This window comes from Parapedobacter luteus, assembly GCF_900168055.1.
In the GTDB taxonomy this organism is placed as follows: domain Bacteria; phylum Bacteroidota; class Bacteroidia; order Sphingobacteriales; family Sphingobacteriaceae; genus Parapedobacter; species Parapedobacter luteus.
Genome location: NZ_FUYS01000015.1, coordinates 42,546 through 60,931, shown reverse-complemented (window position 1 = coordinate 60,931; position 18,386 = coordinate 42,546). Strand labels below are relative to the sequence as shown.

The 18,386-nt window shown below is 50.6% G+C and carries 19 protein-coding genes; 9 read left to right on the top strand and 10 right to left on the bottom strand.

What is annotated here, in order from left to right; translation table 11 throughout:
* Positions 1–21: 21 nt before the first annotated feature.
* Positions 22–606, bottom strand: a complete 585-nt coding sequence (locus B5X72_RS19380) for a TetR/AcrR family transcriptional regulator (RefSeq protein WP_079718575.1) — start codon at positions 604–606, stop codon at positions 22–24.
* A 155-nt stretch (positions 607–761) separates the two neighbouring features.
* Between B5X72_RS19380 and B5X72_RS19370 the strand changes: the two genes are divergently transcribed.
* The 4 genes from B5X72_RS19370 to B5X72_RS19355 all read left to right on the top strand — a co-directional run bounded on the left by B5X72_RS19370 (position 762) and on the right by B5X72_RS19355 (position 5,365).
* Positions 762–2,054, top strand: coding sequence for a DEAD/DEAH box helicase (locus B5X72_RS19370; protein ID WP_079718573.1), 1,293 nt, complete (start codon positions 762–764; stop codon positions 2,052–2,054).
* A 109-nt stretch (positions 2,055–2,163) separates the two neighbouring features.
* Positions 2,164–3,705: a malate:quinone oxidoreductase gene (locus tag B5X72_RS19365; protein WP_262497498.1), complete on the top strand. Its 1,542-nt coding sequence runs from the start codon at positions 2,164–2,166 to the stop codon at positions 3,703–3,705.
* Complete coding sequence (gene pnuC / locus B5X72_RS19360) at positions 3,705–4,337, top strand: nicotinamide riboside transporter PnuC (RefSeq protein WP_079718571.1); 633 nt, start codon at positions 3,705–3,707, stop codon at positions 4,335–4,337. The genes B5X72_RS19365 and pnuC overlap by 1 nt, the downstream gene beginning before the upstream one ends.
* Positions 4,298–5,365, top strand: a complete 1,068-nt coding sequence (locus B5X72_RS19355) for an acyl-CoA dehydrogenase family protein (protein WP_217698167.1) — start codon at positions 4,298–4,300, stop codon at positions 5,363–5,365. The genes pnuC and B5X72_RS19355 overlap by 40 nt, the downstream gene beginning before the upstream one ends.
* On the opposite strand, the gene B5X72_RS19350 is transcribed toward B5X72_RS19355, so the two are convergent.
* Positions 5,362–5,844 (bottom strand): hypothetical protein, encoded by a 483-nt coding sequence (locus tag B5X72_RS19350; protein WP_079718570.1) that lies wholly within the window; start codon positions 5,842–5,844, stop codon positions 5,362–5,364. The two genes, B5X72_RS19355 and B5X72_RS19350, sit on opposite strands and share 4 nt — an antisense overlap.
* Before the next feature lie 192 nt (positions 5,845–6,036).
* Between B5X72_RS19350 and B5X72_RS19345 the strand changes: the two genes are divergently transcribed.
* Genes B5X72_RS19345 through B5X72_RS19335 form a run of 3 tightly spaced genes read left to right on the top strand, consistent with a single transcriptional unit; the run spans position 6,037 to position 7,876 of the window.
* Positions 6,037–6,522, top strand: a complete 486-nt coding sequence (locus tag B5X72_RS19345; protein ID WP_079718569.1) for a DinB family protein — start codon at positions 6,037–6,039, stop codon at positions 6,520–6,522.
* Between the two features lie 11 nt (positions 6,523–6,533).
* On the top strand, positions 6,534–7,352 hold the full coding sequence (gene ispE, locus B5X72_RS19340) for a 4-(cytidine 5'-diphospho)-2-C-methyl-D-erythritol kinase (RefSeq protein WP_079718568.1): 819 nt from the start codon (positions 6,534–6,536) through the stop codon (positions 7,350–7,352).
* Positions 7,349–7,876: a YdeI/OmpD-associated family protein gene (locus B5X72_RS19335; protein ID WP_079718567.1), complete on the top strand. Its 528-nt coding sequence runs from the start codon at positions 7,349–7,351 to the stop codon at positions 7,874–7,876. Before ispE ends, B5X72_RS19335 begins: the two co-directional genes overlap by 4 nt.
* Positions 7,877–7,911: 35 nt before the next feature.
* Here the strand turns inward: B5X72_RS19335 and B5X72_RS19330 are convergent, their stop codons facing one another.
* The 3 genes from B5X72_RS19330 to xerD all read right to left on the bottom strand — a co-directional run bounded on the left by B5X72_RS19330 (position 7,912) and on the right by xerD (position 11,911).
* A complete protein-coding gene (locus tag B5X72_RS19330) occupies positions 7,912–8,523 on the bottom strand; it encodes a hypothetical protein (RefSeq protein WP_079718566.1) in 612 nt (203 codons plus the stop codon).
* 80 nt (positions 8,524–8,603) lie between these two features.
* Positions 8,604–10,931 carry a TonB-dependent receptor gene (locus tag B5X72_RS19325; protein ID WP_079718565.1) on the bottom strand — a complete coding sequence of 776 codons (2,328 nt, stop codon included), beginning with the start codon at positions 10,929–10,931 and terminating at the stop codon, positions 8,604–8,606.
* 86 nt (positions 10,932–11,017) lie between these two features.
* Positions 11,018–11,911, bottom strand: coding sequence for a site-specific tyrosine recombinase XerD (gene xerD / locus B5X72_RS19320; RefSeq protein WP_079718591.1), 894 nt, complete (start codon positions 11,909–11,911; stop codon positions 11,018–11,020).
* 103 nt (positions 11,912–12,014) lie between these two features.
* Here xerD and B5X72_RS19315 point away from each other — a divergent pair, with 103 nt between their 5' ends.
* Positions 12,015–12,854: a mechanosensitive ion channel family protein gene (locus B5X72_RS19315; RefSeq protein WP_079718590.1), complete on the top strand. Its 840-nt coding sequence runs from the start codon at positions 12,015–12,017 to the stop codon at positions 12,852–12,854.
* A gap of 16 nt (positions 12,855–12,870) precedes the next feature.
* Here B5X72_RS19315 and B5X72_RS19310 read toward each other — a convergent pair whose 3' ends face one another.
* From B5X72_RS19310 to rsmI, 4 genes are read right to left on the bottom strand one after another with little or no spacing between them, the layout of a single operon-like run.
* Positions 12,871–13,461 (bottom strand): riboflavin synthase, encoded by a 591-nt coding sequence (locus B5X72_RS19310; RefSeq protein WP_079718564.1) that lies wholly within the window; start codon positions 13,459–13,461, stop codon positions 12,871–12,873.
* A gap of 2 nt (positions 13,462–13,463) precedes the next feature.
* Positions 13,464–15,083 (bottom strand): apolipoprotein N-acyltransferase, encoded by a 1,620-nt coding sequence (gene lnt, locus B5X72_RS19305; RefSeq protein WP_079718563.1) that lies wholly within the window; start codon positions 15,081–15,083, stop codon positions 13,464–13,466.
* Positions 15,084–15,085: 2 nt separating this feature from the next.
* Positions 15,086–15,646, bottom strand: a complete 561-nt coding sequence (locus tag B5X72_RS19300; protein WP_079718562.1) for a PH domain-containing protein — start codon at positions 15,644–15,646, stop codon at positions 15,086–15,088.
* Positions 15,647–15,670: 24 nt separating this feature from the next.
* The gene (gene rsmI, locus B5X72_RS19295; RefSeq protein ID WP_079718589.1) at positions 15,671–16,336 is read right to left on the bottom strand and encodes a 16S rRNA (cytidine(1402)-2'-O)-methyltransferase; all 666 of its coding nucleotides are present in this window, start codon (positions 16,334–16,336) and stop codon (positions 15,671–15,673) included.
* A gap of 200 nt (positions 16,337–16,536) precedes the next feature.
* Here rsmI and serS point away from each other — a divergent pair, with 200 nt between their 5' ends.
* Positions 16,537–17,808: a serine--tRNA ligase gene (gene serS / locus B5X72_RS19290; RefSeq protein WP_079718561.1), complete on the top strand. Its 1,272-nt coding sequence runs from the start codon at positions 16,537–16,539 to the stop codon at positions 17,806–17,808.
* On the opposite strand, the gene B5X72_RS19285 is transcribed toward serS, so the two are convergent.
* Positions 17,805–18,182, bottom strand: coding sequence for a helix-turn-helix domain-containing protein (locus tag B5X72_RS19285; RefSeq protein ID WP_079718560.1), 378 nt, complete (start codon positions 18,180–18,182; stop codon positions 17,805–17,807). The two genes, serS and B5X72_RS19285, sit on opposite strands and share 4 nt — an antisense overlap.
* Positions 18,183–18,386 lie beyond the last annotated feature (204 nt).

The window sequence follows — 18,386 nt, the reverse complement described above, 5'->3', positions numbered from 1 at the left end:
CGTTCGTGTCTGAAAAAGATTCTATTTTTTAATTCCATCCCATATAATGGAGACCATTTCGTTCATGGAGGATTCGTCAAACGAATAGTGGCCGTTGATGTGCCGCTTTGCGGTAGCGGTCACGGTACCGATGAAGGCAGCACTGAGGATATTGATATCCAGTGGTTTGATGTGGTGTTCCTCGATGCCTTGTTGAAAAAAATTGGATAATTCGTTTTGCATCTGTATATTGCACCCATGGCCATGAATGGCTTCGACGTACGGCGATGAAAAAAACTGTTCCATAAAACTCAACACCTCCGGATGTTGGATGTAAAAATGTACCAAGTTTGTCCAGATCGCGACAAAGCGTGCCGGATAAGGTAGTTGCCCTTCTTCTACTTTAAACATTGCACTTCCTATTTTGTATTTGCAATGTTTAAATAATTCGACTATCAATTCATCTTTTGAAGAGAAATAATGGTAGATGGTACCCGTTGCAACACCTGCTTCCTGTGCTATCTGACTCATCGGGCTACCATGAAACCCTTGCTTCATAACCAATCGAAGCGTGCTTTCAAATATAGCACCTTTCTTGTCTGTTGTATGTTCCAATTGAATGTTCATTCGGTCGGCAAAGGAAAGTATTATTTGCGAAAAAAGCGTTGCTCTCGCTATTCTTAACGGAAATTTGACAAAAGCGGTCAAGAGGTCAATTCTTTTGTATGCGTATAATCTGCTGAAATTGCGTACTTTTGCATTATTATTTAACGAGATATACTTTGACGTTCAGCGATTTTAATTTTGATGACAGCCTTTTCGAAGGACTAAATAGCATGGGGTTCAAGACACCCACCCCCATCCAAGCCGAAACCATCCCGATTATCCAGAGCAAACATGACCTGATCGCCTGTGCGCAGACGGGTACGGGTAAGACAGCTTCGTATTTGTTGCCGGTCATGGACGCTATATGCCGTATGGAACACCGTCCGATTATTTCGGCCTTGGTGCTGGCCCCGACGCGCGAACTGGCAGTGCAAATCGATCAGCAGGTGGAAGGCCTGGCCTATTTTACCGGGATCACGTCTATCGCTATTTATGGCGGAGGGGACGGCATTGGTTATGAACAACAGCGTAAGGCATTGCGTGACGGGGTTGATATTGTGATAGCTACTCCCGGACGGCTCATCGCTCATTTGAATTCTGGGGCGGTGCGCCTGGATGAGATCAAGTTTCTCGTGCTCGATGAGGCCGACCGCATGCTGGATATGGGATTCAAAGATGATATCAACCGTATTGTACGGCAGGTTTCAACGGAACGGCAGACCATGTTGTTTTCTGCAACGATGCCGCCAAAAATACGCACATTTGCCAAAGCTTTGCTCAAGCATCCCAAGCAGGTCAACATCGCCATCTCGAAACCCGCAGAGGGTATTACGCAACGGCATTACCGTGTGCCAGATGAGCAGAAAATAGCTTTGTTGAAACAGCTCTTGCAGTCGGGGACATACAGTAGCGTGATCGTGTTTTCATCGACAAAAGAGAAGGTTAAAATATTGGGCCGCGAACTGGGAAAATTGGGATTGTCCGTTGAACCCTTCCATTCAGACCTTCCTCAGGATGAACGGGAAAAAATCCTGCTCCGTTTTAAAAATAAGCAGCTTCCCATATTAATCGGCACCGACGTGCTGTCCCGTGGTATTGACGTCGAGGGCATCGACTTGGTGGTCAACTATGACGTGCCGCCCGATCCGGAAGACTATATCCATCGGATTGGGCGAACTGCCCGTGCGGCACGCACGGGTACAGCCATAACGTTTGTAAACCAACGTGATACCAGACGTTTTGCCGCCATCGAACGGTTGATGGACAGCGAAGTGGAAGAAGGGCAGCTTCCTGAAGGCATGGCTGTCGAGCGGACAGCAGCAGCGACAGCAAATACGGCAAAAAGACGAAGCAGCAAACCAAAGAAGAAGCGTAATTTCAGGCAAAAAGGCAGAGGGAATGGACAACCGGCTGCCGAGGGCATGAATAATGCAACGGATTCGAATGCCGGCGCGAATTCGGCTTTGTAGAAGCGTTTTTGTTCGTTTGTTATAAATGGCAGTATTTAGGCAGTTGGATTTTAAATTGTTAAAATTCTGTAATTAATGATGAAAATTTGGAAATAATCTGATTTCTGTCATTAATTTTGCGGCAATTAAGACTATGGCTAAAAGAAGAAAAAAAACCGCCGAGGAGGTGGATGTAATTCTTATCGGCGCGGGTATCATGAGTGCCACCCTGGGCACACTGATCAATGAACTGCACCCCCGCGCAAGCATCGAAGTTTTTGAGCGATTAGATGAGGTGGCGGCCGAGAGTTCGGACGCTTGGAACAATGCGGGTACAGGGCATTCAGCACTATGTGAATTGAACTATACACCGCAGCGGCCAGATGGTTCGGTGGACATTAGCAAGGCGATCAAAATTGCTGAAGCGTTTGAAATATCCAAAGAATTTTGGGCGTACCTGGTTGCAAACGGATTGGTGGATCAACCGGAGCAGTTCATCCGCAGTGTACCCCATATGAGTTTTGTATTTGGTAAGTCAAATGTTTCGTTCTTACGCAGGCGATATGAAACCATGCGGGACCACCACCTGTTCCAGGGCATGGAATATACAGAAGACCATGAGGTGCTAAGGCAGTGGGTACCGCTGATCATGGAGGGACGGAATCCGGATGAGCAGCTTGCTGCCACAAAGATCGACATTGGAACGGATGTCAACTTCGGTGCGTTGACCCGCTCGCTATTTTTCCACTTGGCGAGGAAAAGCAATGTCAAATTGCGTTTGGCGCATGAGGTCCGTGATATCGAGCGCGCTGCAAATGGCCGGTGGGAAGTCACGGTAAAGAATCTTACCACAGACAAGAAACGTACTGTATCGGCGAAATTCGTATTCATCGGTGCAGGCGGCGGGTCGCTGTTGCTGCTTGAAAAATCAGGTATCCAGGAAGCCAAGGGCTTTGGCGGATTCCCGGTAAGCGGGCAATGGTTGAAATGCACTAATCCGGAGGTTATTGCGAAGCATCACGCCAAGGTGTATGGCAAGGCGGCCGTAGGGTCGCCTCCGATGTCGGTACCTCATTTGGATACCCGTGTCATCGACGGAAAGACAGCCTTGCTATTTGGACCGTATGCTGGTTTTTCTACTAAATTTCTGAAAAATGGCTCATGGCTGGATTTGCCTGCTTCCATTAAATTCAATAATATCAGGCCTATGCTCGCCGCCGGTATGGACAACATCCCATTGACCAAATACCTCATCAACCAGGTGCGGCAAAGTCCGGACGATCGGTTGGCGGCGTTGAAAGAATATGTGCCTACCGCTCGGAAGGAGGACTGGGAACTTGAGGTAGCCGGGCAACGGGTGCAGGTGATTAAAAAAGATGAGAAACATGGTGGGATACTGGAGTTTGGTACCGAAGTTGTGAGCAGTGCCGACGGTTCCATCGCCGCGCTTTTGGGCGCGTCTCCGGGCGCATCCACGTCTGTATCCATCATGATTGATTTGCTGGCGAGGTGCTTCCCCGAGCGGGCAAAGACCGCGCAATACCTGACCAAACTGCATGAGATGATCCCATCCTTTGGCCGTTCTATTGCCGCCGATGAGCAGCTCTGTAGGGAAATCCGGGAACGTTCGGCGGCGATATTGAAACTCGAGGGAACGCTTGAATCGGTTTAATGGTGATAGGCGAAGCCCTACCCGCTGATTGGATGGATGAACTGGTTGTACAGCTCACGGGAACACCGTTATTGCACTGGGTAGGGGTGGCCTGCGGTGTAGTTCAAGTGCTGCTGGCCAAAACCAATAATGTGCTGCTTTATCCTTTTGGCATAGCCAGTATCGTGATCACGATTTATGTCTTGAACGAGGCTGGATTATATGCCGAGATCCTGTTGAATCTTTACTACCTTGTGATGAGCGTCTATGGGTGGGCCTATTGGCTTAAGCGCAGCGGCGACGAACCAGTAAAGGCATCGTATGCTTCAGCAAGGGAGTGGGGGATCGCGCTGTTGATTGTCGCGTTGGGCTTCCCGGTTCTGTATGGTGCCTTGGTGCGTTTTACCGACTCAACGGTGCCGGTATGGGATGCCTGGGTAAGTGCCACCGCTTGGGCGGGTATGTGGCTGCTTGCTAAGCGCAAAATAGAGAACTGGATATTGCTCAATGTCAGCAATGCATTTGCCATACCCTTATTCGTTTATAAAGGGCTTCATCTTTACGCGTTATTAACCCTGTTTTTGTTTATCGTAGCGATCTTCGGCTATTTCGAATGGAAACGGATCATCAATCGGGAGCGGGCAGGCGCATGATTGCTGCGCGAATAGCCACGTTGCTTAGCGAGTTGTCGCGCCATGCGGAGACGAATGGCTGCCTGACATCCGAACAACTGGCCATTATTTATGACCAGCGATGGTTTAAGCTGTTTGTACCAAAACAGTATGGCGGACTGGAATTAACTGTGCCCGAAGGGGTTCGCTTGGAAGAAGAATTGGCATGTATCGACGGCAGTTTGGGGTGGACGGTGACGCTCTGTGCTGGGGCGAACCTGTTTGTGGGTTACATTGATCCGTCGGTAGCGGCGTCTATATTTTCGGAACGTACGGTATGCTTTGGTGGGAGCGGGCAGGCGTCCGGCAGGGCGGTGGTTGAAAACGGTGGCTACCGTATTACGGGCGTGTGGCGTTACGCCACCGGTGCACCCCATCTGACCCATTTCACGGTCAATTGCGTGCTTGAACAACGCGGTGTACCCTTGATGGACGATGCTGGCAACCCCCTGGTCCGGTCGTTTTTCCTTGCCAAGGATAACGTCCGGATTATCGAAGATTGGAAAGCCTTTGGGTTGAAAGCCACGGCGAGCCATTCGTTTGAGATTGCTGACAGCCGGATTGATGAATCCCAAGCGTTTACCATCGCGCCCGAACGAGCTACATTTCCCCATCCGACCTATCGGTATCCCTTTTTACAATTTGCGGAAGTCACATTGGCAGCCAACACGTTGGGTATGGCGCGCCACTTTGTGGCATGTGTGGCGGCAATAGATAAGGCCGATGCGGTTCAAGCGGCCGACATGGCGCAAAACCAGCTGGTGAAAGCAAGAGAGTTGTTTCTTCAAGTGGTGGACGCATCATGGGATGAATTGCAGCGGTTGGGAACAATAGCGCCGTCGCAGCTCCAGGCGGTAAGTGACAGCAGCAGGGCCCTGGTGCATAGGTGCCGGCAGCAAGTGATGGCGCTTTACCCCCTTGCCGGGATGGTGGCTGCCGACGCCGGTACCGAAATCAACCGGATATGGCGCGATATCTTCACGGCCAGCCAGCACAGTCTCCTTCGTTAGTCAGCCGCGCAATCCACCGGTTCGTAAGTCACCGAAAAGCCGCTAGTATCCCGTGTAACCTGCCGGCCGGTCAGCGAGTCTACGCTTAAGGGTTTCTGCATGAGCTTGCCGTCTCGTAATGTAAACACCACCCGCATGGTGTCTTGCATCCCTTCTTGCGAATATGTCCATACCAAATAGAATACATGGTCTTTGCGCTGCCCCAGCACGGTACCGCGCCGGGCATCTTTTTCATGAGGAATCGTATTGTAAATGCCGCTAACGGTCTCGCCCCTGATGACCAGTTGCACGTAAGACGAGTCTTGGCGCTGTGTGCCTTCCGTTCGCAGGAAGCAGTATTTTTGCTCCTGATCTTCCGGTAACCTGTCGGCTTGTAGCATGGTGTCATTGGCCGCCGTCTCGTTCCGGTTGCCGCTTTGGCATGCCATGCATAAGGCAAGGCTCCCCATTAGGAAGTAAGCGCGTATGTTCATCTCCATGCGAATTAATTTTCGAACGATCAACAATCAGCTGCCCGAATTGTTTGCCGTCGTCATGAATATCCGCTGGCAGACAGCTGTTAAGGTACTGCAAAACGTGCATGAATGGTTACGTACAATTGATGGAAATAAACACTTGTGAAAAAAAGCAATTTTGTCTTAGTTTGCAGATAACGATAATTAGACGATCTCATGGATAGAAAATCAATCATACAGCAATATTGGCAGTTTGCCGCCGAAAAGGAAGGATGGTATCCACCCTATGCGGATGCACTTCGGGACGTCGATGCATCACTGGCCTCCTGGAGGCCGGAGGGCGCGGCGGCAAATACCATCTGGGAAACCGTGGCGCACGTCATATACTTCAAAGAGCGGCTGATCAGACGGATAAAGGGATTCGCAGACCAGCCACTTTCGGGCAACGACGAAACCTTCGTGGTAAAAGGTAGTGGGGAAGCGGCATGGCAAGATGCGGTTGCAAAGTTGTTTGACACGCATCGTACCTTGGGGCGACTCTTACAGGATATGGAAGATGGCGACCTTGATACGCCGGCGCCAAGTGAGCCCATAGGTGCGCAGTTTTTGGATTTGACTGTACATGACGCCTATCATACCGGGCAGATCATTTTTATCCGCAAGCTCAAGGGGGCTTGGCCGTCGCATCGGAGTTTTTCTTAACGACAGGAAGTATGGTGACCTTTGCCAACGCAAAAATCAATATCGGACTTCAGGTGCTCAATCGCCGTGACGACGGATACCATAACCTGGAAACGGTTTTTTACCCGCTGAAAATCTACGACGTGCTGGAAGTGGTCGAGGCGGCAGAAACACGATTCGTCCCGTCCGGTTTGCCCATACCCGGGGATAGCCATGACAACCTGTGCCTCAAAACCTACCATCTGCTTCGTGCGGCGTATGATTTGCCGCCGGTAACTATTTATTTGCATAAAACCATTCCCATCGGGGCCGGGCTCGGCGGGGGCTCGGCAGACGCTGCTTTTTTATTGAAACTGCTCAATTCGACATTCGGCCTTGGCCTCGAAGAACCGCAACTGATAACGTATGCACGCCAGTTGGGTGCTGACTGTGCTTTTTTTATCCGGAATACACCGGTCCTGGCCACGGGCATCGGCGATGTTTTCGAGGACGTGAACGTGGATTTATCGGCATACCAGCTGGTGCTGGTCAAGCCCAATGTGCATGTTTCCACCGGCGAGGCCTACGGTACGGTGATTCCCAATCCGGAAGGTAAACAATTGGCATCGGCCATTACCCGTCCGGTAGAAACCTGGCGCGACACCATCGCTAACGATTTTGAGCCGGGCATTTTTGCAGCCCACCCGGAAATCAGGGCACTTAAAATGCTTTTGTATGAGAAAGGAGCTGTGTTTGCCGCAATGAGTGGGAGCGGATCAGCAGTTTACGGTCTGTTTAATGAATCGGTAAGGTTGCAAGAGTTAAGCAGCTCTTGTGACGTACTTTATGTTGATTTAAGTAAAGCAGGATGACAGTAGAATTTCAGGCAGCGATACACCGATCGGAAACCCACGGGGCAGCCATGGTGGGGTGGGCGTATGTGGATGTGCCGTATCATATTGCCAACCAGCTTAAGCCGGACTACCGGCAGGCCTACCGTGTGCGCGGTGAAATTGATGGGCATCCTTTTTCGGGGCTTTCCTTAATGCCCAAGGGGGAAGGCGATTATTTTTTAGCCATTAACGCCGGTATGCGGAAAGCGTTGCGGAAAGGGGTGGGCGATGTCTTGGTCTTGCGGCTGGAGGAAGATAAGGATTTTGTTATCGAAGTACCGGAAGACCTCGAGATCTGTCTGCTGGACGATGAGGCAGATTTAATGGGGCGCTTTATGGCCCTGGCCAAATCGCACCGTAATTACTTCATCAACCACATCAATGGCGCCAAGACGGGGCCTACACGCGCCAAGCGCATCGCCATGACCGTGGAGGCTATGGCGATGGGGCTTGACTTCGGCGCCATGATTAGGCTTGATAAAGCCAGGAGGCGGAGTGAATAAGTAACAACGATCACGGAGTGAGGACAATCAGCAGATTAGTGATCATGGTCGCCTTCAACGACATGGACCTCCACGTTGAGGTCGAGGTCATTCACCCCGCTGAACTGCGTATAATTGGGGTTGTTCCAATCGTCAGCCGTGATGCTGGATTTCACCCCTTCATTTAAATGACGCAGGATCAGGTTAAAGATAAAGCTGTCGGACGCTCTCAGCACGTGTAAATAACCGGTTATGCCTACCCGGGCATTATTGGGATCCGCATATTGGTAATCCAATACGCCATCGGGAGCACCTAAAAGGAATATTTGGTGGATATGAGCTTCATTCACAAATTCGTGCTGGCTTTCCCTGCCGGCAAAATCGTAGGTCGTCAATTCAAGCCGATAGGTCTTGCCGGCGTTTAAATGTAAGTGGGCGCCGACAGGCGGCAACCCCTGTGCGTCAAACTCAACTTCCACAACCTCGGGATTTTCGAGGTCATCCGCATGATCACCGTGCCATGCTACTTCGGTAAACGTCAGCCTGGCTCGGCCGACTTCTTCCTGTGGGATTTCAGGTGCGGGATCGTCTTTGCTGCAGGACGAGAAACATGCGAAAAGCCCCAATGCGATGGATGCGAGGGCGATCGTTTTGAATTGCTTTTTCATATCGATAATTTTTATTTGTTACTTATTGAATATCAGTGTCTATACGTGTGTTATTTAACGTGGTATTGAAAGCGTGTGGCTCAAAAAGAATACGATAACCGGATACCGACTTCACGGCCTAAATTGTGGCTGTAATAGCGGAATCTATTCATATATTCGCGGTATGCCGTATTGAACGCATTATTGAGCGAGATCCCCACATCCAGTTGGTGGCTGCCCACAGCAAGTTTGCTGCCTGCATATAGCGCGAACAAATGGTAGGCGGGCGGTGGCGGTGCGTAGTCCGAGTCAGGCTCATACCGTTTCTGCTCAAACACCCATCGGTGTTCAAGGGTAACGTAGGTATCACTGGCAACCTTATTCATTAACGGAATCTGCCACCGCACGCGGTGGTTAAGCCGGTCTGCGGGGATATAAGGCAGGAATACATCGTTCCGGCTATCGCGTGCGCGGATGAGCGAAGCATTAAGCTGGTAATCCAAACTGTAAGGCAGCTCGTACGTCACGGAAAGGTCAGCGCCGAAAAATGTCGCGTCGGTCTGCCTGTACCTGAATACGGGGAATATACCCCGGATGGTTTGAATAAACTCGCCGGGCGAAGGCTGTGCGTAGATGTAATGCTGTACGTATTGTGCATAGAGGTCGAGATCGACGCTCACCCGGCCCTGCACGTACGAAGGGCTTATCACCCATTTATAGCCGTGCTCGCTTTCCAGCTGGGCATCTCCGATTTCGTATAAGGCCGCACCATGATGCAAGCCATTGCTGTATAATTCATTTGCGTTGGGTGCCCGCCAGGCCAGGCCGATGTTGCTGCGCAATTGCCAAGCCGCGTTGGGACGCCAGATGCCACCGAACGATCCGCTGACGTTATGGAAGTCGCGCTGGCCTCCATAAAGGTTTTGGTTCCGGTCAAATCCTGCGGCATCGAATGCCCTGAAGTCATAGCGGATGCCCAATTCCCACTCATGGTTGTTTTCAATGAACCGTTGGATGGCGAAGGCTCCAGCGGTGAAACTATCATAATTGGGGATGAGTGGCGTGTTTAGCGTACCGGGGATATTGTTGTTTACCTGTAATGTGAGGTTTGTGCCCGCCTGTGTCCGCCATTTGCCATACAGAGGTGTCTGATAGGCCGCGTCCAGCGTCTGCGTGGTGAGCACCATATCGAGCATGGGCAAAGCGTCGCGGCCTGCGCGTCGGATATCGTACTCCTGGCGGTGGTTACGCTGAATACCATATTGGATATCCAGGCTTCCGCCGCCGGCGTGGTCGCGGTGCCATTTGAGCTTACCCAAGTCATGGGTGACACGTTGCCTTGGTGCATTGATGGCATATGTAAACGGATAGCGTTCGAACGGTTCGCCGGCTTCTACGCGGGCTTGTATATCTGCGATGGTGCCAACATGGGCTCCCGTGAAAATGCCCAGCGACGTCTGGAAACGGCTGTAATACGCTTCGAAGGCCGAACTGGTATGGTTGTAACGCACCGCTGCCGAAGCATTGTATTCAGCGACCCCGGTATTTCCTAGGTGGTAATCGGCCGTGCGCACGTTGCCGCTTCTTTTGGCCGTGCCCTGTACACGCCAGGCCAAGCCGCTAATGCCGTTGACGCCGGACTGCAGCATGCCGGATATTACGCCTCCCCGTCCGTTGGTCTGGTATATAGCGTTCAGTTCGCCTGATAGGTGGGGATCGATCGGTAAGGGCGGCGGGAATGTGATGATGACACCACCAATCGCATCAGCGCCGTAGCGTACGCCTTCCGCGCCCTTTATCAGCTTAAAATCCTTGGCAATGAACGGATCGATTTCCGGAGCATGCTCACTGCCCCACTGCTGCCCCTCTTGCCGGATACCATTATTCAGGATGAGAATGCGGTTGCTATGCATACCATTAATGACCGGTTTGGCAATGGTCGTGCCGGTCTGTAGCATGCTTACGCCGGGCAGCGTGCTAAAGATATCGGCCAATGTCTTACCCTGTACCTGCGCAACCTGCTCCCGGGAAGTTGTTGTTACACGGTTTGTCGTGGCAATGGTCTGCTGATGGCCTACCACGTCGACGTCATGTAAGTGGATATGGCCGTGGTGTAGCGCAATGGTGACGATTTCGTCCTGGTCCAGCGGAAGGCGGATGGATAGGCTATCGAAGCCGATACTTGTGGCAGTCAGCACATACGGTGTACCCTTGCAGAGTTGCGGCAGCCGGAAATAACCATGGCCATCCGAGATGACTTGGTATTCGCCGGGGCTAACACGTATCGTAACTCCGGATAATGGAAGCTGCGTATCGCTGTCGATGACCCTACCCCTGATGGTCAACGTACAATTCGCCGTTTGTGCATAAACCGTCGTCAAGAATAATAACGAAGCCAGAAATGTAGCAAGTACTTTTTTTATTTGCATCTGTGTTGCAATAGTCGGCTCAAAATTACGACATCGGTGCTTTAATACATAAATTAAATGCAACAAAATTTCATTAGTAGTCGATGTTACGAACGTGGGTGGTATTGCGTGATGACGGAATGCAGGTAATCGCGGTCGACATGTGTATAGATTTCGGTTGTGGTGATGCTTTCGTGGCCCAACATTTCCTGGACGGCTCGCAAATCAGCACCTCCCTCGACCAGGTGACTGGCGAAGGAGTGGCGGAAGGTGTGGGGGCTGATTTTCTTTTTCAGTCCGGTGGCGTTGGCCAGTTCTTTAATAATGAGGAATACCATTACGCGGGTAAGCGGCGATCCACGTCGGTTAAGGAACACAAAGTCGGCACATTCCGCCTTTATTTTTTGGTGGATACGTACTTCTTCTACGTAGATGCGGAGGTGTTTGATGGCTTGGCTGCCAATGGGGACGAGGCGTTCCTTGTTTCCCTTGCCCGTGACCTTGATAAATTCGATGTCGAGGAATAGGTTGGATAGCTTCAGTCCGACCAATTCGCTGACCCGCAAACCGCAGCCATATAACACTTCAAGCATGGCCTTGTTGCGTATGCCTTCAGGCGTGGATAGATCGATAGCGGCGATGAGGCGGTCTATTTCCACGATGTTGAGTACATCGGGGATCTTGCGTCCAAGCCGCGGAGCCTGAATCAAGGCGGTGGGATTTTCGATTAGTCCGTATTCGAGGCTCATAAACAGGTAAAATGTCTTGATGCCCGACAGGATGCGCGCCTGACTATAGGCAGACAGCCCGAAGCCGTTAATCCATGCTAAGAAATCCTGCAGTTGGCTTGCGGTGACCGCATCGGGCAGAATACCCCGCGGTTCGGCAAACTGACACAGCTTGGTCACGTCATTGAGGTAGGCTTCCACGGTGTTGGCCGATACGGCCCGCTCCAATTGAAGGTAGTGCTTGAAATCGTTGATGGCGTGCTTCCAATCCATGGTCACCTGTCCGGCCGTACCCATTTTCGTAGCCGGTTTAAACAAATTTCGGGAAAAACACAATGATATGCAAATTCATTCCGAATTGTTAATTTTACAAACTATGGAAAAGATTGAGCTGGCATTAGAGCGCATTACCGAAGCGGTATTAGCCAAAGTGCCGAGTTTGTTGCTTGCCGTCGTGTTATTAATTGTCGGTAGCTGGCTTATTCGGTTGATACTGACGATTATGCGTCGGCGGTTTGAGCGGCGTAATGTGGATTTGTCGCTGCGGGATTTTGTGGCCAGCATCGTGAAAATTGCGCTGTACATCATGCTTATCCTGTCGGTTGCTTCGATGATAGGCATACAAACAACCTCGTTTATCGCGGTATTAGGGGCGGCTAGCCTTTCCATCGGCTTAGCCCTGCAGGGGAGTCTCTCGAATTTCGCCGGCGGAATGCTGATTTTGCTTTTCCGCCCTTTTCGGGTAGGTGATTATGTAAGCAGCGCAACGGGGGCATCCGGCACCGTAGAACGGATAGACATTCTTTATACGACGTTGCGTACGGCCGAGGGCATAGCCGTGTTTGTGCCCAACGGCCCCTTGGCTAATTCGGTCGTTACCAATTATTCCAGTATTTCGCAGCGACGCATCGAATACCGAATAGGCATTTCCTACGAGTCGAACATTAAAGAAGCACGTGCGGTCATTCTAAACGTGCTGGCCGAAGACAAGCGAATATTAAAAACACCAAAACCGGAAGTACATGTCGGCGAACTGGCCGATAGTTCGGTAAACTTGATTATCAGGGCCTGGGCGCCCAAAGACAGCTATTGGGATGCGTATTACGCTAATTTCGAAAACATCAAGTTGGCGTTAGACGCCAATAACATCACCATACCGTATCCGCAACAGGAAATGCGGATCGTCCATATGCCCGATGCCGGAAAAGCCGGGTAATGTAGACCTGTTGCCGTTAACGCCGCAGTTCCATCATACGTGCCACGTACTTACCGATAATATCAAATTCAAGGTTGACGGTATCGCCTGCGTTGACCTGTTTAAGGTTGGTGTGTTCGTAGGTGTAAGGAATGATGGCGACTGAAAACTGGTCGCGCTCGGAATCGACGACTGTGAGGCTGATCCCATTGACGGTGATGGAGCCTTTTTCCACGGTAATGTTGCCGGACGCATCATTATACCGGAATGTATAGCGCCAGCTGCCTTGTTGTTCTTCCACGGCGAGGCACTGCGCGGTCTGGTCGACGTGTCCCTGCACGATATGGCCGTCCAATCGGTCGCCCACCCGGGTGCAGCGTTCAAGGTTGACCAGGCTGCCTACCCGCAGCGTGCCGAGGTTGCTTTTCGACAGCGTCTCGGCAATCGCTGTGACGGTATGCTCGCCCGGCGACAGCCCCACTACCGTCAGGCACACGCCGTTGTGCGATACGCTCTGATCGATTTTTAATTCGTCAGATAGAGAGGAAGCAACGGTAATATGCAGGTTTCCTGCTTCTTGCCGAAGGTGGGTTACGGTACCGATAGTTTCGATGATGCCTGTGAACATAATTATTGATTACGACGTTTCCAACGTGTAGACAAGGCCAATAAGGCAAATACCAGGCTGCCTGCGCATCCGGCATAGGCGAGGTAATCCCCTGCCTTCACGTAATATGTGATCTCCTCGTTGAGGTTGATGTCCTGTTTGAGGGCGGCGGGTACCCACCATTCCGTTCTTTGCACCACATCGCCGCGTTGATTGATGAATGCCGAAATGCCCGTGTTGGCCGATCGGGCTACCCATCGCCGGGTTTCGATGGCACGCAGTTTGGCATAAGCCAGGTGCTGGTCTTTGCCAGATGTATCGCCCCACCAGCCATCGTTTGTAATCACCGCAATGAACTGCGCGCCTTGTTCGATGTATTGTGCGACATAGTCTCCCCATATCGATTCGTAGCAGATGACCGGAGCCGCGCCAATACCACTTTGTGAATAAAAAACGGAGGGTTTGTCTTGGCGGCCATATCCGCCGGTGGTGCCGCCAAACGCCTTGAAGAGCGGCTTCATGAACGCCAGCGCACCGCCGAATGGAGTCTGCTCCACACCGGGTACCAGCTTAGACTTGTGGTAATACTGTAATTTCGCCGAGTTTTCGACCAATATCGCAGCGTTGAACGCATCGTAATATATACCGCTGAATTCACGCGCGGTAGGTGTTTCCGGACCGCTGTATATCAAATAGCTCTCGATGCCAGATAGCAGGTTTCCATTCTTATAGTGGGTGAGAAAGTCTTGTATACGGAGGAAGAAAGGATGTCGGAGGAACTCTTCTTCATTATAACCGTCTGGGGCTGCGATGGCCGTTTCGGGCCATATAAAAAATTCGGTATTCGGCTGGGCTACGGACTCCGAGAGGCGGATTAGGTTTTCAATTTGTTCGGCCGGTGGAATGGGACCAAATTTGCCGTATGGATCGATATTGGGCTGGACGACTACGATATTCGAGGGGTTTTCGCGTTCTTCGTACGTGGAATAACGCCATAGCGACCACGCAGATGGAAGGATAATTAGGGTACCCGCTGTTGCCAGCAAGCTATAGCGGCGCACCGGTGCAAACCCATCACGGGCGGACAATATCGCCAGAAAAAGCGCGATATTGACGGCTAAAATCCATACGGTACCGCCATATACGCCACTATATTCGTACCATTGCACAAGTTGGTGGGTGTTGGCAAATCCGTTGCCCAAGGTCATCCACGGAAAGGCGAGATCCCACGTTTGATGCAGGTATTCATAGGCTATCCAAAAGCAAGCCAATCCGGCTAAGGACCACCCGATGGCATAGCGTTTCCTCAGCTGGTAATATAGGCGAAAGGCGAACGCCATCAACACGGCGGCCAACCCAAAGGGGATTAGTGCGACAAACATTGCCGCATATATTGGCATTACGGCATTCATGGCGTTGAATACCCAATAGATGGAAGCCGTGTTCCATACCAGGCCCATGAGCCCTGCAAGCAGAAACACCTTGGCTCCCTTTTTTCGGTAATTGCTCCGCATCACCGATTCCAGCGCCAGCAAGATGGGCACAAAAGCCACCCAGAGGAGTGGAGCGGTGTAGGGGACTGGGGGCCAAGCCAGCCATAATAGGAAGGCACTCAGGAGGGCAAGCAAGTAATTCTTTTTCACAGTCAGAGTTGGGATAACAGTTCGTTTTTTTTGGTTTCGTATTCCGCTTGCGTGATCAATTGCCGCTCAAATAGCGATTTCAGCTTTTTGAGTTTTAGCGTAAGCTCGTCTTCCTGTTCGTTTACAGGCATGATTTTCAATGTAGGTTCTTCGTCGGCCTGCTTTTCCAGCCGACGTTGTTTTTCAAGCGCCTCGTTGCCCCATTGGTAGAGTTTGCGCGCCTGATTTTTGGGAATGTATCCCATCACGTAAGGTTCTTCGCCTGCTGAGCGTTTGACGATGACCTTAGCTCCTAAGACACCTTCTTTAAAGGAGAGGTCCAGGACATGATTCCACTGGAAGATTTCAAAATCGGTGGCCAAGCCCAGCTTGGTGGATTTACAGAAAAAAATGCGCCTGTCCGTCACCGCTATGCTGTCCGGAAACAAGGTCACGGCCGGCATTTTCTGTACAGCGATATAGTGGATATGCTCGCCTGCAGTAAGCATGTCCTGCAATTTAAGTAACAGTTTTTCGGCAACTTTGGGATCCTGCCCGTCGTTGATATATCGGTCAATGTTCATTTGCGATGCTAAGATACTAAAGATCTAAGCAAATCCCTGCACACATACCACAAATTCGCCTTTTAGCGTATGCGTTTGGAAGTGGCTGATTAACTCGGCGAACGTTCCCCGGACCGTTTCTTCGTAGACCTTGCTGATTTCACGTGATATGGAAGCCGGCCTTTCTGGTCCGAATACATCGGCAAACTCCTGGAGCGTTTTGAGTAGCCGATGGGGCGATTCATAGAAGATCATGGTACGGCTTTCGCCTGCCAACGCCTTCAGCCGGGTTTGGCGGCCTTTTTTCACCGGCAGGAATCCCTCGAAACAAAAGCGGTCGCAAGGCAAGCCGGACGCCACTAAAGCCGGTACAAAGGCCGTAGCACCCGGTAGACACTGTACAGCAATCCCCGATTTAATAGCCTCACGCACCAGTAAGAAACCGGGGTCAGATATCGCAGGCGTACCGGCATCAGAAATCAGTGCCACGTTTTGGCCTTCCCTTAAGAAGCGGATCACCTCGTTGACAGCCTTATGCTCGTTGTGCTGATGATGGGCATATGCTTTTTTTTCGATGCCGAAATGCTTGAGCAGTGGTGCGCTGGTGCGGGTGTCTTCCGCGAGGATGACATCGGCATCTTTCAAGACACGTATGGCCCGTAAGGTCATATCTTCAAGATTACCGATAGGAGTGGGGACGAGGTAAAGCATTTTTATTATTTTTGCCGCTGCAAAATAAGCGAAACCGTCATGATTTGCAAAAATCAAACAAAGAATAGTCAAGCCGAGCTTGCATGCCCTTGAAGGCCGAAGATCATGGCGGTCTTATCGCCATTAGAAAACAAACTTAGCGAAGCGATCTCATCGACGCCGTTAAAGAACAAATAATGAATCAATAACTATTTTAGCGTATGTTGCAAGTTAATTATATTCGTGAAAACCGCGATCAGGTGATTGAACGCCTGGCTCTCCGGAATTTCAAAGCATTGGAACTGGTGGATGAAGTGATTGCGCTGGATGAACGGCGCAGGGAAATCCAGACTGAATCTGATGCCCTTGCAGCGGAAGCTAATGCTGCGGCACGGCAAATCGGCGAGTTGATGCGCCAAGGGAAACGCGACGAAGCGGAAGCTATCAAAGCACGCTCCGGCGGGTATAAGGAACAGCAGAAAAAGCTGGCCGATGAGCAAGCGTTAGTTGAGGCCGACCTTTACGAAAAGCTGGTACTCCTGCCTAACCTGCCGCACCACACCGTGCCCAGAGGTGCCGGAGCGGAAGACAACGAGGTGGTGCTGGAGCACGGCCACCGTCCTGAATTACCGGACAATGCCCTGCCGCACTGGGAACTTGCCACAAAATACGATATCATCGATTTCGAACTCGGTACCAAAGTCTCGGGGTCTGGCTTCCCGGTGTATAAAGGCAAAGGTGCCCGTCTGCAGCGTGCGATGATTAATTTCTTCCTTGACCAGGCCGAAAAAGCTGGATACCGGGAAGTACAGCCGCCGATTTTAATCAATGAAGCTTCCGGGTTTGGTACGGGCCAGTTGCCCGACAAAGAAGGGCAGATGTACCACGTCGGTATCGACAATCTTTACCTGATCCCTACCGCCGAAGTACCGTTGACAAACCTTTACCGTGATACCATAGTGAAGGAAACCGATTTTCCCATAAAACTCACGGCCTATACGCCCTGTTTCCGGCGGGAAGCCGGATCATATGGTGCGCATGTGCGCGGATTAAACCGCCTGCACCAATTTGATAAGGTGGAGGTCGTACAGCTCGTGCATCCCGATACATCGTACGAGGTGCTGGAAACCATGAGCACGTATGTGCAGTCGCTGCTACAAGCGCTGAACCTCCCGTATCGGGTACTGCGCCTTTGCGGCGGGGATATGGGCTTCACGTCTGCACTTACCTATGATATGGAAGTATGGAGCGCAGCCCAAAAGCGCTGGTTGGAGGTGTCTTCCGTTTCCAACTTCGAAACCTACCAAAGCAATCGGCTGAAAGTACGCTTCAAGGGTGAAAACGGTAAAATGCAATTGGCGCATACGCTTAATGGCAGTGCATTGGCCTTACCCCGTATATTGGCGTGTATTTTGGAAGACAACCAAACGGACAGGGGGATTAAAATACCGGAAGTGTTGGTGCCTTATACCGGATTTGAGTGGATTGATTAAACAAGTTCAAACCCGTAGCGTTTTCCAAGGTCTTCTACTTGCTTGATAAAGGTGGGCAGGTTTTCAAGGCTTTCTTTATTGGCAGAGATGCTGATGTTGACAGTTATTTTGGGTTGCTGACCCAAGTATTTGACCTTTTGCTCCTCCGGCATCTTATCCATCACGTCATCAAAGGCATGCTTAGTAAAATCCAGCCCGGAGGCTTCCTTGAAGCTCTGGAGAAACTCGATGTCAAATTTTTTGCGCAGATCGATTTGATTGATCGTTTGCCTTGACACGTTCATCTTTCTGGCCACAACCGATCCCTTGATTCCCCGCTCTTTCATCGTCTCTTTGATGATCTCCCCCAGTGTTTTTGTGTTTATTTTGGCCATATCGCAAAAATATCTTGCTTTTTGTTAATTATGCATTGATAAAATGATGTCTTTTTAAGATAAAATGTCATATTATTTTGCTTTTTGTAAAATATTAATTTACATTTGGCATATATTAATTGACATTACGCTTGGGTATGTTGATGTTTTGAATTTATTAATCATTAATTATGTTGCTTATGTAAAAAAGTTACTTGAAAATCA

Bases quoted from the DNA above. Each gene is read 5' to 3' on its own strand.
- B5X72_RS19325 (WP_079718565.1), bottom strand. From the start codon at position 10,931: ATGCAAATAAAAAAAGTACTTGCTACATTTCTGGCTTCGTTATTATTC.
- B5X72_RS19335 (WP_079718567.1), top strand. From the start codon at position 7,349: ATGACAGTAGAATTTCAGGCAGCGATACACCGATCGGAAACCCACGGG.
- B5X72_RS19285 (WP_079718560.1), bottom strand. From the start codon at position 18,182: ATGGCCAAAATAAACACAAAAACACTGGGGGAGATCATCAAAGAGACG.
- B5X72_RS19350 (WP_079718570.1), bottom strand. From the start codon at position 5,844: ATGGAGATGAACATACGCGCTTACTTCCTAATGGGGAGCCTTGCCTTA.
- B5X72_RS19355 (WP_217698167.1), top strand. From the start codon at position 4,298: ATGGAAACGGATCATCAATCGGGAGCGGGCAGGCGCATGATTGCTGCG.
- B5X72_RS19345 (WP_079718569.1), top strand. From the start codon at position 6,037: ATGGATAGAAAATCAATCATACAGCAATATTGGCAGTTTGCCGCCGAA.
- B5X72_RS19300 (WP_079718562.1), bottom strand. From the start codon at position 15,646: ATGAACATTGACCGATATATCAACGACGGGCAGGATCCCAAAGTTGCC.
- ispE (WP_079718568.1), top strand. From the start codon at position 6,534: ATGGTGACCTTTGCCAACGCAAAAATCAATATCGGACTTCAGGTGCTC.
- serS (WP_079718561.1), top strand. From the start codon at position 16,537: ATGTTGCAAGTTAATTATATTCGTGAAAACCGCGATCAGGTGATTGAA.
- xerD (WP_079718591.1), bottom strand. From the start codon at position 11,911: ATGGATTGGAAGCACGCCATCAACGATTTCAAGCACTACCTTCAATTG.
- pnuC (WP_079718571.1), top strand. From the start codon at position 3,705: ATGGTGATAGGCGAAGCCCTACCCGCTGATTGGATGGATGAACTGGTT.
- rsmI (WP_079718589.1), bottom strand. From the start codon at position 16,336: ATGCTTTACCTCGTCCCCACTCCTATCGGTAATCTTGAAGATATGACC.
- B5X72_RS19330 (WP_079718566.1), bottom strand. From the start codon at position 8,523: ATGAAAAAGCAATTCAAAACGATCGCCCTCGCATCCATCGCATTGGGG.
- B5X72_RS19310 (WP_079718564.1), bottom strand. From the start codon at position 13,461: ATGTTCACAGGCATCATCGAAACTATCGGTACCGTAACCCACCTTCGG.
- B5X72_RS19315 (WP_079718590.1), top strand. From the start codon at position 12,015: ATGGAAAAGATTGAGCTGGCATTAGAGCGCATTACCGAAGCGGTATTA.
- B5X72_RS19380 (WP_079718575.1), bottom strand. From the start codon at position 606: ATGAACATTCAATTGGAACATACAACAGACAAGAAAGGTGCTATATTT.